General features: G+C 75.2%; 13 protein-coding genes. 3 read left to right on the top strand and 10 right to left on the bottom strand.

What is annotated here, in order from left to right; all coding sequences use genetic code 11:
• Position 1: 1 nt before the first annotated feature.
• From ABEA04_RS16735 to rpsB, 3 genes are all read right to left on the bottom strand, one after another.
• Positions 2 to 1225 carry a phospholipase D-like domain-containing protein gene (locus ABEA04_RS16735; protein ID WP_345461146.1) on the bottom strand — a complete coding sequence of 408 codons (1224 nt, stop codon included), beginning with the start codon at positions 1223 to 1225 and terminating at the stop codon, positions 2 to 4.
• 22 nt (positions 1226 to 1247) lie between these two features.
• The gene (gene tsf, locus ABEA04_RS16730; protein WP_345461143.1) at positions 1248 to 2057 is read right to left on the bottom strand and encodes a translation elongation factor Ts; all 810 of its coding nucleotides are present in this window, start codon (positions 2055 to 2057) and stop codon (positions 1248 to 1250) included.
• A gap of 61 nt (positions 2058 to 2118) precedes the next feature.
• Positions 2119 to 3216 carry a 30S ribosomal protein S2 gene (gene rpsB / locus ABEA04_RS16725; protein WP_345461140.1) on the bottom strand — a complete coding sequence of 366 codons (1098 nt, stop codon included), beginning with the start codon at positions 3214 to 3216 and terminating at the stop codon, positions 2119 to 2121.
• Between the two features lie 423 nt (positions 3217 to 3639).
• Here rpsB and ABEA04_RS16720 point away from each other — a divergent pair, with 423 nt between their 5' ends.
• The gene (locus ABEA04_RS16720) at positions 3640 to 4242 is read left to right on the top strand and encodes a peptidoglycan DD-metalloendopeptidase family protein (protein ID WP_345461137.1); all 603 of its coding nucleotides are present in this window, start codon (positions 3640 to 3642) and stop codon (positions 4240 to 4242) included.
• 172 nt (positions 4243 to 4414) lie between these two features.
• Here the strand turns inward: ABEA04_RS16720 and ABEA04_RS16715 are convergent, their stop codons facing one another.
• The 4 genes from ABEA04_RS16715 to ABEA04_RS16700 are packed head-to-tail and all read right to left on the bottom strand — an operon-like array spanning position 4415 to position 8560.
• Positions 4415 to 5314, bottom strand: coding sequence for a tyrosine recombinase XerC (locus tag ABEA04_RS16715; protein WP_345461784.1), 900 nt, complete (start codon positions 5312 to 5314; stop codon positions 4415 to 4417).
• 38 nt (positions 5315 to 5352) lie between these two features.
• Positions 5353 to 6519: a DNA-processing protein DprA gene (dprA, locus tag ABEA04_RS16710; RefSeq protein ID WP_345461134.1), complete on the bottom strand. Its 1167-nt coding sequence runs from the start codon at positions 6517 to 6519 to the stop codon at positions 5353 to 5355.
• A complete protein-coding gene (locus ABEA04_RS16705; protein WP_345461131.1) occupies positions 6516 to 8120 on the bottom strand; it encodes a YifB family Mg chelatase-like AAA ATPase in 1605 nt (534 codons plus the stop codon). The genes dprA and ABEA04_RS16705 overlap by 4 nt, the downstream gene beginning before the upstream one ends.
• Entirely contained in the window at positions 8120 to 8560 is a 441-nt protein-coding gene (locus tag ABEA04_RS16700) for a YraN family protein (protein WP_345461128.1), read from the bottom strand. The genes ABEA04_RS16705 and ABEA04_RS16700 overlap by 1 nt, the downstream gene beginning before the upstream one ends.
• Positions 8561 to 9019: 459 nt before the next feature.
• Between ABEA04_RS16700 and ABEA04_RS16695 the strand changes: the two genes are divergently transcribed.
• Positions 9020 to 9367, top strand: a complete 348-nt coding sequence (locus ABEA04_RS16695; protein ID WP_345461125.1) for a nuclear transport factor 2 family protein — start codon at positions 9020 to 9022, stop codon at positions 9365 to 9367.
• Here the strand turns inward: ABEA04_RS16695 and ABEA04_RS16690 are convergent.
• Positions 9364 to 9675 carry a DUF2469 domain-containing protein gene (locus ABEA04_RS16690; protein ID WP_345461122.1) on the bottom strand — a complete coding sequence of 104 codons (312 nt, stop codon included), beginning with the start codon at positions 9673 to 9675 and terminating at the stop codon, positions 9364 to 9366. The two genes, ABEA04_RS16695 and ABEA04_RS16690, sit on opposite strands and share 4 nt — an antisense overlap.
• 93 nt (positions 9676 to 9768) lie before the next feature.
• On the opposite strand from ABEA04_RS16690, the gene ABEA04_RS16685 reads away from it, so the two are divergent.
• Complete coding sequence (locus ABEA04_RS16685; protein ID WP_345461781.1) at positions 9769 to 10545, top strand: YqjF family protein; 777 nt, start codon at positions 9769 to 9771, stop codon at positions 10543 to 10545.
• On the opposite strand, the gene ABEA04_RS16680 is transcribed toward ABEA04_RS16685, so the two are convergent.
• Both ABEA04_RS16680 and lepB read right to left on the bottom strand, forming a co-directional pair.
• A complete protein-coding gene (locus ABEA04_RS16680; RefSeq protein ID WP_345461119.1) occupies positions 10474 to 11220 on the bottom strand; it encodes a ribonuclease HII in 747 nt (248 codons plus the stop codon). The two genes, ABEA04_RS16685 and ABEA04_RS16680, sit on opposite strands and share 72 nt — an antisense overlap.
• The gene (gene lepB, locus ABEA04_RS16675; protein WP_345461116.1) at positions 11217 to 11996 is read right to left on the bottom strand and encodes a signal peptidase I; all 780 of its coding nucleotides are present in this window, start codon (positions 11994 to 11996) and stop codon (positions 11217 to 11219) included. Before lepB ends, ABEA04_RS16680 begins: the two co-directional genes overlap by 4 nt.
• Positions 11997 to 12006: the final 10 nt, after the last annotated feature.

Genomic DNA, 12006 nt, shown 5'->3' with positions numbered 1-12006 from the left:
GTCAGCGGCCCTCGCGGCGGGCGCGGGCCAGCAGGGTGTCGACGTGGCGCCGGTACGACGTCCACGACCGTCGGGCCGCACCGCGGTCGGCGTCGACGTGGGCGACCACCTCGTCACGGCCGAAGGGGGCGTCGCCGACGTTGTCGGACCCGGTGGAGACGACCCGGCGGACGCGGCCGGCGTCGTCGCGCCACGAGACCAGCACCAGCTTGTGGTGCACGTAGTCGCCGTTGTCGAACGGCGAGCGGTGCACCTCGATGCCGCCGTCGGCGAGGGTGCGCTCGACCAGGGGCCCGAGCGCGCCGACGACCACGTCGACGCGCACGCCGGCGTCGTGCAGGGCGACCACCCGACGGGCGATGTCGAGCCCACGCTCGCCGCTCCAGGCGAGCTGGACGATCCGGAGCCGGGCGCCCGGGCCGGGCCGCACCCGGTCGAGCAGCCGCTGCACCGGGTCGTCCTCGCGCGAGAAGCCGGGGTGGAACCACAGCCGGACGCCGTCGAGGTCGACGACGCGGGCGGGGTCGGTCACGGGCCGGTCGCGCACCTGCTGGTCGAAGACCCGGTTGAAGGCCCGCCAGACGTCGCGCCGGTCGACGAAGGTGTAGACGTCGTTGTACTGGTCGAGGCAGCCGTAGGTCAGGTTCAGCGAGCCGACCATCGTGACCCAGCGCGACCCGCCGGTGCGCGAGACCATCCAGGTCTTCTGGTGCATCGCCCCCTCGGGCCCGCCGCGGGCCGACCCGCGCACGCGGTAGAGGAACGACTCGGCGCTGCGGTCGCCGCCGAGCGCCCGCTGCACGATGTCGGGGGCGTCGTCGTCCCGGTTGATGCGACGGTCGACGAGCACCTGCACGTGGACGCCGCGCTCGTGCGCCGCGACCAGCGCGTCGGCCACCGGCAGCAGGTGGAAGGAGTTGGTCGCGACCCGCACCGTCGCCCCCGCCGGGGCGTGCTCGACGGCGTCGAGGAAGGCGTCGACCGCGGTGCAGTCGGCGACGTCGTCGCCGGCCGGCGGGGCCATGATCGCCCCGGCCCTGACGCGGAACGGCCGCTCGACCCCGCCCGGTGCGCGGCCGTCGTCCCGGCCGGACGGCGTGGCCCGCGGCCCGGGCGGGGGGTCGTCGTCCGGGCTGCTGCAGCCGGCCAGGAGGCCCGAGACGCACAACAGCGCTGCCGCGAGCGGCAGCGCTGCTGTGAGTGGACTGCGTGGACGTCGGGTCACCCCGACGATGATGCCTGGTGCGTCAGGCGCCGACCTCGAAGCGGGCGAACCGCTTCAGGGTGGTGCCGGCCTCGTCGAGCACGGCCTTGACGGTCTTCTTGTTCTCGGTGACCGACGGCTGCTCGAGCAGCACGACGTCCTTGAAGAAGCCGTTGAGGCGGCCCTCGGTGATCTTGGCGATCGCCTGCTCGGGCTTGCCCTCCTCGCGCGAGGTGGCCTCGGCGATGTCGCGCTCCTTGGCGACGACGTCGGCGGGGACCTCGTCGCGGGTGAGGTACTGCGGGCGCATGGCCGCGATCTGCATCGCCGCGGCACGGGCCGCGGCGGCGTCGCCCTCGTACTCGACCAGGACGCCGACGGCGGGCGGCAGGTCGGCCGCGCGCTTGTGCATGTAGGCGACGACCTCGCCGTCGAACTGGGCGTATTGGCCCAGCTCGATCTTCTCGCCGATGCTGACGGCCAGCGCGTCGACGAGCTCGCCGACGGTCTGGTCGCCGACGCTGACGCCACGCAGGGCGGCGGCGTCGGCCGGGCGGGCCTCGGAGGCCGCGTCGGCGATGCGCTGGGCCGCGTCGACGAAGTCACCGTTCTTGGCCACGAAGTCGGTCTCGCTCTTCAGCTCGACCAGGACTCCGGGGGCGTGGGCGACCAGGCCCGAGGAGGCCTCGCGCTCGGCGCCGCGCTTGGCGGCCTTGGCCTCGCCCTTGATGCGCAGCAGCTCGACGGCCTTGTCGAAGTCGCCGTCGGTCTCGTCGAGCGCCTTCTTGCAGTCCATCATCCCGGCGCCGGTCTGCTCACGCAGACGCTTGACGTCGGCAGCGGTGAAAGCCATGGGGTAACTCCTCCGTTGGAACAGCGGGGGTGGGACGGGAGCGGGCCGGGGCCCGCGCCGGTCAGGACTCGGTGGTCGCCTCGGCGGGCTGCTCGGCGTCCGTGGCCTCGGCCGGAGCCTCGGCAGCGGCGTCCTCGGCGGGGGCCTCGGTGGCGGCGTCCTCGGCGGGGGCCTCGGTGGCGGCGTCCGCGGCGGGAGCCTCGGTGGCGGCGTCCGCGGCGGGAGCCTCGGTGGCGGCGTCCGCGGCGGGGGCCTCGGCCGGCTGGGCCGACTCGGCGGCCTCGGCGGCCGCAGCACCCTCGGACGAGGCGCCGGTGGACTCCGAGGCCGGGGCGTCGGTGGTCTCGGTGCCCTCGGCGGGGGCGGCGGTCGCGGCGGCGGCGGCCTGCTCGGCGTCGCCGCCCAGCAGCTCGCGCTCCCACTCGGCCAGCGGCTCCTGGGCGCCGGCGTCGGTGCCGGTGCGCGCGCCGGAGCGGGCGATGAGGCCCTCGGCGACGGCGTCGGCGACCACGCGGGTCAGCAGGCCGACGGCGCGGATGGCGTCGTCGTTGCCCGGGATCGGGAAGTCGACCTCGTCGGGGTCGCAGTTGGTGTCGAGGATGCCGATGATCGGGATCCGCAGCTTGCGGGCCTCCTCGACCGCCAGGTGCTCCTTCTTGGTGTCGACGATCCACACCGCGGAGGGGGTGCGGCTCATCTCGCGGATGCCGCCGAGGGTCTTCTCGAGCTTGTCGCGCTCCCGCTTCATCTGCAGGAGCTCCTTCTTGGTGCGACCGGAGCCGGCGACGTTGTCGAAGTCGAGCTCGTCGAGCTCCTTCAGGCGGGTGATCCGCTGGTTGACCGTCTGGAAGTTGGTGAGCATGCCGCCCAGCCAGCGCTGGTTGACGAAGGGCATCCCGACGCGCGTCGCCTGCTCGGCGATGGCCTCCTGGGCCTGCTTCTTCGTGCCGACGAACATCACGGTGCCGCCCTTGGCGACGGTCTCCTTGATGAAGGCGAACGAGCGGTCGATGTAGGCCAGCGACTGCTGCAGGTCGATGATGTAGATGCCGTTGCGCTCGGTCATGATGAAGCGCTTCATCTTCGGGTTCCAGCGACGGGTCTGGTGTCCGAAGTGCACGCCGCTCTCGAGGAGCTGGCGCATGGTGACGACTGCCATGATGGTTCTCTCCAGGTGGTGGAGGCACCGTCCGTGCGCCCACCCTTGTGCGGACGGCGAGGCCGTGCCGCGGCAGGGTGGACCGGTGGTGCTTCCGGTCGATTTCTCAGTTGTTCGCCTCGGACGGGTGCCCTCGGCCCTGACGCTCCGCGCGATCCCACCGTCCGGGACCTGAGGTGCGGGTGCCCGGGCGGACCGAGGATCGTCGCCCACGGGTGGCCGGTGCCGGCCTGGGCCGACGCCGTCGCGGTCTGGAGGCGTGCGAATTGGCCGTTCCGGAGAACGACCTGTCGCCAGACTAGTCCGTGGGTGTGGGGACGGCGAATCGCCAGGAACCGTGCACAGGCCGCGCTCGCGACGGGGTTCTCCACAGGGTGCCGGACGCCGCTCGACGTCGGGGCGGCAGGACGGGAGGGTCGCCCGATGCGCCGTCCTGCCGCCGTCCTGGCCCTGCTGCTGCTCGTGCTCGCCGTCGTCCCGGCCGCGGCCGACGGGGCCGACCGTGCCGACGGGGCCGACCCGGTCGGCGTCTGGCCGCTGGCGCCCGAGCCCGCCGTCGTCCATGACTTCGACCCGCCCGAGGACCCCTACGGACGCGGGCACCGCGGGGTCGACCTGGCGGGAGCCGTCGGGCAGCCGGTGCGCACGGCGCTGCCCGGCCGGGTCTCGTTCGCGGCGCCGCTGGCCGGGCGCGGCGTCGTGGTGGTCGACCACGGCTCCACCCGCACCACCTACGAGCCCGTCACCGCGTCGGTGGCGGTCGGCGACGCCGTCGCGGCGGGCGACGTCGTCGGCGCCCTGCAGCTGCCCGGGTCGCACTGCTTCCCGCGCGCGTGCCTGCACTGGGGCTGGATCGAGGGGGCCGAGCACTACCTCGACCCGCTGCGCCTGGTCGGGCTCGGGCCGGTGCGACTGCTGCCGCTGTGGCGTGACTCCCCCGTCGGCGCGCCCGGCGTGGGTGGTGTCGGCGTCGTGCCGGTCGCGGCGCGGGACGTGGTGGCCGCGATGCGCACCGCGCTGCTGTGACGACGGACCTCGCCGTCGACGGGGGTCGGATCTGTGGGCCAGGTGGGCACGGAGGGCCCGCGGTCTCGAGGCTCGTCGCCGGGGCTCCTCGCACCTCGACCATCGTCGACGCCCCGGTGCACGGTGGTCGAGGCGCGAGGCCGGCCACGGCCGAGCCTCGAGACCTCCTAGGTCAGGCGCGGGGGTGGGCCTGCTGGTAGGCACGACGCAGCCGGTCGGTGGTGACGTGGGTGTAGCGCTGGGTGGTGGCGAGCGAGGCGTGGCCCAGCAGCTCCTGCACCGAGCGGAGGTCGGCGCCGCCCTCCAGCAGGTGGGTCGCCGCGGAGTGCCGCAGGCCGTGGGGGCCGATGTCGGGCGCCCCGGGCACCTCCGCGATGCGGCGGTGCACCAGCGTGCGCACGGCCCGCTGGTCGATGCGCCGCCCGCGCGCCCCGAGGAACAGCGCTCCCCCGGCCCCCTCGGCCATGAGGGCGGGGCGGCCACGGCGCAGCCAGGCGTCGAGCGCGGCGGCGGCGGGACGACCGAACGGGACGGTGCGCTCCTTGCGGCCCTTGCCGAGCACCCGGACGACGTCGCGCTCGCGGTCGACGTCGTCGACGTCGAGCCCGACCAGCTCGCCGACCCGCACGCCGGTGGCGTAGAGCAGCTCGAGCATGGCGACGTCGCGCAGGCCGACCGGGGTGCCGTCGTCGGCGGCCGCGACGGCCGCGGCGATGAGGTCGCGGGCCTCGTCGGCGCGCAGCACCGACGGCAGCGTGCGGTGGGCCCGCGGGGTGGCGAGCGTGGCGCCGGCGTCGGCGGAGGCGCGACCGGTGCGGGCGAGCCAGGCGGTGAAGACGCGGGCGGCGGTGGCCCGGCGCGCAAGCGTGGTGCGCGACCGACCGAGCGTCTGCTGCTTGGCCAGCCAGCTGCGCAGGGTGCGCAGGTCGAGCTCGGCGGCGTCGGTCTGACCCAGCCGGTGGGCGTGCTCGAGCACACCGGCGACGTCGGCCAGGTAGGCCCGCACCGTGTGCGGGGTCAGGTCGCGCTCGGCCCGCAGGTGACGCTCGTAGTCGGCCAGCACCCGCACCATCGGCTCGGGCAGCAGGTCGGTCTCGTCCACACTGCAGGTTAGGCGCGGGCGAGCTCGGTGAGGCGCCATCCGGCGGGGGTGTCGAGCACCATCCCGGCCGCCTGCAGCCGCAGCAGCGACGAGCCCACCTCGAGAACGCCCAGCCCGGCGACCCGCGCGATCGAGTCGGCGCCGGCCGCGCTCGCGGCGGGGACGGCGTCGAGCACCTGCCGCAGCCGGTGGCTCAGCGCGTCACGTGCCGTGCCCGGCACCGGCGGCCGCTCGACCAGGGCCTCCCCCGCCCCGCCCACCAGCTCGAGGACGTCGGCGCCGCACGTGACCAGGGCGGCCGCACCCGCGCGGATCTGCTCGTGGACGCCGGCCGACCCGGCGCTGGTGACCGGGCCGGGCACGCCCATGAGCGGGCGGTGCAGCCTCGTCGCCCAGCCAGCGGTGTTGAGCGCCCCGCTGCGTCGCGCCGCCTCGACGACGACGGTGCCGGCGGCGAGCGCGGCGATGATGCGGTTGCGGGCCAGGAACCGGATGCGCAGCGGCGCGCAGCCGGGCGCGGCCTCGGAGACCACGGCGCCCGTGCGGGCCAGGTGCTCGATCAGCTCGCGGTGGGCCGCCGGGTAGACGCGGTCGGCGCCGCACGCCAGCACCGCGACGGTCGGGGCGCCGGCGGTCACCGCTCCCCGGTGCGCCGCGACGTCGATGCCGAAGGCGCCGCCCGAGACCACCGGACGGCCGGAGCGGCCCACGGCGGCCGCGATCTCGGCCGCGACACCGTCGCCGTAGGTGGTGGCGGCGCGTGAGCCCACCACCGCGACCGACCGGGCCAGCTCGTCGAGGCGCAGCGGACCGCGCACCCACAGCCCGACCGGCACGCCGCCGCGCTCGTGCAGCGGCGCCGCGGTCGCCAGCGACTCCAGCTGCACCGGCCACTCGGCGTCGCCGGGCACCACGAAGCGCAGGCCGAGCCGCGCCGCCTGCTCGAGCTCGCGGGCAGGGTCGAGCGCGGCCAGCCGCGCAGCGACGTCGGTCTGCAGCCCGTTCGTCTCGCCCTCGCCCAGGAGCATCTCGTGCAGCCGCTCGGCGCCGAGCTCGCGAGTCAGCGACGTCAGGCGCAGGTCGCCCGGCTCGCCGAGCCGGTTGAGCGCGACCCGGGCCAGTCGCTCGCGCTCGCGGACGACGGCGGTCGGGGACGGCGTCGTGGCGGCGCTCATCCGGCCGCCCGCCGGTCGAGGGTGGCCACCCGCATCGGCTCACCGGTGCGCAGCTGCAGGGCGACCCGCACCTCCGACGGCCCGGGGACGACGTCGTCGCCGGACGCGACCGAGCGGAGGTCGGCGACGGTCCAGGCCAGGCGGTGCACCCGCACCGCCCCGCGGCTGCTGAGGCGCCCGGCGTACAGCTGGTCGTCGACGAGCCGTTGGGCCTCGGGGGGCAGCGGCCACCGGTCGCGCATCACCGGGCCGGGAACGTGGCCGTTGAGGCGGTAGCCGCGGCCCTCGTAGCGCTCGTGCTGCCGCCGGCGGGCGGCCGTGACCCGGGCCCGCACGTCGGCCGAGCTCTCGCGCGGGGAGAACGGGTCGTCGTCGTGGGGCTGCACCGGTGCGACGTGCCGGGTGATGTCGACCCGGTCGGCCAGCGGGCCGGTGAGCTTGGCCCGGTAGTCGCGCAGGGCGACCGGCCGGCAGGTGCACCGGTTGGTGCCGTGGTCCTCGGTGTAGTCGCCGCAGGGGCACGGGTTGCAGGCCAGCACCAGCAGGCCGCGCGCCGGCAGCGTCACCGACTCCTCGGCCCGGGCGATCGTCACCTCGCCGCTCTCGAGGGGCTGGCGCATCGCCTCGATGATGTCGCTGCGGAACAGCGGCCACTCGTCGAGGAACAGCACCCCGGCGTGCGCGCGGCTGATCTCGCCGGGCCTCACCTGACCGCTGCCGCCACCGACGATGCTCGACTTGCTGGCGTCGTGGTGGGGTGCCGAGAACGGCGGCCGCTCGACGAGGCCGTCGCCCGGCTCGAGGGCACCGGCCAGCGAGTGCAGGGCGGTCAGCTCGAGCGACTCCTCGGCCGTCAGGTCGGGCAGCAGCGTGGGGATGCGCTCGGCCAGGCTGGTCTTGCCCGCGCCCTTCGGCCCCGACAGCAGGACGGCGTGCCCGCCCGCGGCCGCGACCTCGACGGCGTACTTGGCCTCGCCCATGCCCCGCAGGTCGGCGAGGTCGAGCTCGTCGAGCCGGTCGTCGCCGCGCCAGCTGAGCAGCCGCGAGCCCGACATCGGCGCCACCGGCGGGGCGGCGGGTGTCTGCCGGCCGTGCAGCTCGGCGACGACCTGCAGCAGCGAGCGCAGCCCCAGCACGTTCATGCCCGGCACCATCATCGCCTCGCGCGCCTGCGGCTCGGGCACGAAGACGTGCCGCACCCCCTTGTCGGCCGCCGCCAGCACCATCGGCAGCACGCCGGGCACCGCCCGCAGGCCGCCGTCGAGCGCCAGCTCGCCGATGAAGACCGTGCGGCCGAGCGCGTCGGTGGGCACCTCGCCCTCGGCCGCCAGGACCGCGATCGCGATGGCGAGGTCGAAGTGGGGGCCGCGCTTGAGCAGGTCGGCGGGCGAGAGCAGGACCGTGGTGCGGCGGGTGGCCGGCCACGGCAGGTCGCTGTTGACGATGGCCATGCGGCAGCGGTCGCCGGCCTCGCGCAGCGAGAGGTCGAGGCGGCCGCCCATGACCAACCCGGCCTGGCCGGGCGAGACGTCGGCGGCGACGTCGACCAGGTGGCCGAGCGCACCGTGCAGCGAGACCGAGCGGGCGGTGGCGAAGGCCATCAGCCGATCCCCCGCACGTGCTCGACCAGCGCCGGACCGCGCCGGGGCCTCATGACGGCGACGAGGTCGACGCGGGTCTCGGGCGGGACGACCCCGCGCGCCGCGGCCCAGCGGCCGCCGAGCCGCCGCAGCCGGTCGAGCTTGGCGTCGGTGATCGCCTCGTGGGGGCTGCCGTTGACCAGGCTGGTGCGGGTCTTGACCTCGCACACCACCAGCACCGGCCCCTCGCGCAGCACGAGGTCGATCTCGCCCTCGTCGCACCGCCAGTTGCGCTCGAGCAGCACCAGCCCCGCCTCGGCGAGGTGGCGCGCGGCCACCCGTTCGCCGTAGGCGCCCAGCGCGCGGCGCTCCAGGCGTGGGCCCGCGGTGCCGGTGTCTGGGGTGCCGGCGTCGGTGGTGTCTGACGCCCTCGTCGTCTTCGTCTCTGTCGTCTCGCTCATCGGTCGACCTCCTGGGCGTCAGGGTGGACGCCGGCGCCGACCTTCCGCGTGGGGCTGCGGTCGGCCTGTGGAGAAGTCGCGCGCGGGGGCCGCCTGTGGACGGTTGGTGGTCATTTCGGGGGTTCGTCCACAGGGTGCGGGCGGGTTCGGCGTCCGGTCGGGGCCCTTCGACAGGCTCAGGGTCCGTGTTGCCGGGCTGGCCTCGAAGGGCCAGCGGTCTCGAGGCTCGTCGCGGGGGCTCCTCGCACCTCGACCATCGTCACTCGGGCCCTTCGACAGGCTGAGGGTCCGCGGGGCGGGTCGGCGTGCGAGGGCCGGGGTCTCGAGGCTCGTCGCCGGGGCTCCTCGCACCTCGACCATCGTCACTCGCGGCCCTTCGACAGGCTCAGGGTCCGTGGGCGGGTTCGGCGTCCGGTCGGGGCCCATCGACGGGCTCGGGGTCCGTGGGAGGGTGGTGGGGTGTCACTCGAGCAGGTGATGGCGCTGGAGCGCGAGCTGCAGACGCCGGTGTGCCGGGGTGACGAGGTGCGGGTGCGTGAGCTGCTGGCGGTCGACTTCGTCGAGATCGGGGCGTCGGGGCGGCGGTGGGACCTCGCGAGCACGCTCGCGCTGCTGCGCGAGGAGACCCCCGACCAGGCCGTCATCGAGGTCGAGGGGCTGGAAGGCCGCGAGCTGGCGCCGGGCGTCGTCCAGGTCTTCTGGGAGTCCCGCCGGGGCGGGCGCCGGGCGCGGCGGACGTCGATCTGGCGCGAGCGTGACGGGCGGTGGCAGCAGGTCTACCACCAGGGGACGCCGCTGCCCGGCTAGCCCTTGTCGGGCGGCTCGACGTCGGAGTGCACGAGCTCCTCGACGTTGACGTCCTTGAAGGTCAGCACCTTCACGTTCTTGGCGAACCGGGCGGGCCGGTACATGTCCCACACCCACGCGTCGGACATCGAGACCTCGAAGAAGACGTCGTCGGCCTCGGTGCGGGCCTTCACGTCGACCTGGTTGCACAGGTAGAAGCGACGGTCGGTCTCGACGACGTACTTGAAGATGCCGACGACGTCGCGGTACTCGCGGTAGAGGGTGAGCTCCTGCTCGGTCTCGTACCGCTCGAGGTCCTCGGCGCTCATGGGACGAGCCTAGTCACCCCCCTGGCGAGGTCGCGCGGGCGACGGGGTGTGCCCGACGTCGGGCGTCCTCGGCAGCCTGGGAGCGTGTCCGGCATGCAGCAGGAGCACCACCTCGACCCGCAGGGCCCACCCCTCGACGGCCCGGCCTGGACCCACCAGCGGTGGCGCGACCTGACCTACCTGCACTGGCGCGTCGACCCCGACCGGGTGGCGCCGCTGCTGCCCCGCGGCACCCGCCCCGACGTCCACGACGGCAGCACGTGGGTCGGGCTGATCCCGTTCACGCTGGCCGACGGCGCGGTCGGCGGCTCGCTGCCCGGCGTCCCCTACCTCGGCACGTTCCTCGAGACGAACGTGCGGCTCTACTCCGTGGACGACGAGGGCCGCCGCGGCGTCGTCTTCCGCTCCCTCGAGACCGAGCGGCTGGCCATGGTGGCTGCGGCCAACGCGGCGCTGGGGGTGCCCTACCGGTGGGCGGCCATGGACCGGGTGCCGCCGCGTGACGCGTCGCTGCCCGACGACCCCACCGGGACGACGCTCGCCTACCGCTGCCGCCGCCGCTCCGCTGCGCTCCGTCACCGCCCCGCGAGCGAGGTCGTGGTCGAGGTGGGCGAGCCGATCGCCGAGCCGACGCCGCTGCAGCACTTCCTCAGCGCCCGGTTCGGCGCGCACACCCGCGCGTGGGGCCGCACGCTGTGGGTGCCGAACACGCACTCCCCGTGGCCGCTGCGCGAGGCCCGGCTGCTGCGGCTGCGCGACGAGCTCGTCGCCGCGGCCGGCCTGCCGGGGGTCGTGGACTCACGCCCCGAGTCGGTGCTCTTCTCGACCGGGGTCCACACCTGGTTCGGCCCGCCCGTCGTCGTCCGGTAGACCCTCGTCGGGGAGCGGTGGCTCGAGCCCGGCGGCGCGGCGCACGTTGACGAACCGCATGCGGTGCACCGGCGACGGTCCGTGCTCGTGCAGCGCCGCGGTGTGGACGTCGGTGATGTAGCCCTTGTGGGTCTTGAAGTCGTAGACGGGGTGCTCGCGGTCGAGCTCGACCATGATCCGGTCGCGGGTCACCTTCGCCACGACGGACGCCGCGGCCACGCACGCCGCCACCCGGTCGCCCTTCCACACCGCGAGGCCCGGCACGCCGAGCCCGTCGACCGGGAACCCGTCGGAGAGCACGAACTCGGGCCGCGTCTCGAGCCGGGCGACCGCCCGCCGCAGCGCCTCGACGTTGGCGACGTGCATGCCGAGGCGGTCGCACTCCTCGTGCCCGATCACCACCGCCGACCAGGCCAGCGCCCGCTTGACGACCTGCGCGTAGCAGCGCTCGCGCGCCAGCGGCGTCAGCAGCTTGGAGTCGGCCAGGCCGGGCACGATGCCCGCCTTGCCCGGGGGCAGGACGACGGCGCCCGCGACGAGCGGGCCGGCGCACGCCCCGCGACCGGCCTCGTCGACGCCGGCGACCAGGCCGACGCCGTGCCGCCGCAGCGCCCGCTCGTAGCCGTAGAGGCCGGCGTCGCGGCGCACGGTGAGGCCCCGGGGCAGCGCGCTCACGAGCCGGCCGGGTCGGGGACGGCGTCGAAGGTGGCGGGGCGGCCGATGAACCGCGCGTGCCCGACGGGCCAGACCACCGAGAACACCTTGCCGACGACGGAGTCGACCTCGACGTAGGGGTCCTTGGCGCACTCGGTCTCGTTGGGCAGGCACAGGTGCACGGTGGAGTCGGCGGAGTCGGCGCGGTTGTCGCCCATGACGAACAGCTCGCCGGCGGGCACCGGGCCGGCGGTCCAGCCGCACGGGATCATCGGCGCGTTGCACTCGTCGGCGTCGTCGAGGTCGGCGATGTAGGCGCCCTCGTCGAGGGGGTGGCCGTTGACCTCGATGCGGCCTTGGTCGTCGCAGCAGACGATGGTGTCGCCGGCGACACCGATGACGCGCTTCACGAGGTGTCCGCCGGTGGGGTAGAGCCCGACCGCGGCCAGGGCGCCGCGCAGCCCGCCGGGCGCGGCGTTGTCCGCCTCGAGCCAGCCGCCGGGGTCGTCGAAGACGACGACGTCACCGCGCTGCGGGGTGCCGCCGAACCAGTAGCTGACCTTCTGCACCAGGATCCGGTCGTTCTCGACCAGGCCGGGCTCCATCGAGCCCGACGGGATGTAGAAGGCCTGGACGAACAGCACCTTGACGAGCACGGCGAGCACGACCGCAGCCGTGCCGAGGACGACGCACTCCTGCCACAGCGACCAGCGCCGCCGCGGGGCGTCGTCCTCGTGCTCGTTCTCGCCCTCGTCGGCGGACGGGTCGGTGACCCGGTCGGCGCCGTCGCTGCTCACGCGCCGATGG

The sequence above is a fragment of the Nocardioides marinquilinus genome (genome assembly GCF_039543705.1).
In the GTDB taxonomy this organism is placed as follows: domain Bacteria; phylum Actinomycetota; class Actinomycetes; order Propionibacteriales; family Nocardioidaceae; genus Nocardioides; species Nocardioides marinquilinus.
Note: the sequence above shows the minus strand (reverse complement) of the source record. Positions and strands in the feature narration are given on the sequence as shown.

Excerpts from the sequence above, each read along its gene's own strand:
- tsf (WP_345461143.1), bottom strand. The coding sequence starts at position 2,057 with ATGGCTTTCACCGCTGCCGACGTCAAGCGTCTGCGTGAGCAGACCGGC.
- rpsB (WP_345461140.1), bottom strand. The coding sequence starts at position 3,216 with ATGGCAGTCGTCACCATGCGCCAGCTCCTCGAGAGCGGCGTGCACTTC.
- ABEA04_RS16720 (WP_345461137.1), top strand. The coding sequence starts at position 3,640 with ATGCGCCGTCCTGCCGCCGTCCTGGCCCTGCTGCTGCTCGTGCTCGCC.
- ABEA04_RS16715 (WP_345461784.1), bottom strand. The coding sequence starts at position 5,314 with ATGGTGCGGGTGCTGGCCGACTACGAGCGTCACCTGCGGGCCGAGCGC.
- dprA (WP_345461134.1), bottom strand. The coding sequence starts at position 6,519 with ATGAGCGCCGCCACGACGCCGTCCCCGACCGCCGTCGTCCGCGAGCGC.
- ABEA04_RS16705 (WP_345461131.1), bottom strand. The coding sequence starts at position 8,120 with ATGGCCTTCGCCACCGCCCGCTCGGTCTCGCTGCACGGTGCGCTCGGC.
- ABEA04_RS16700 (WP_345461128.1), bottom strand. The coding sequence starts at position 8,560 with ATGAGCGAGACGACAGAGACGAAGACGACGAGGGCGTCAGACACCACC.
- ABEA04_RS16690 (WP_345461122.1), bottom strand. The coding sequence starts at position 9,675 with ATGAGCGCCGAGGACCTCGAGCGGTACGAGACCGAGCAGGAGCTCACC.
- ABEA04_RS16685 (WP_345461781.1), top strand. The coding sequence starts at position 9,769 with ATGCAGCAGGAGCACCACCTCGACCCGCAGGGCCCACCCCTCGACGGC.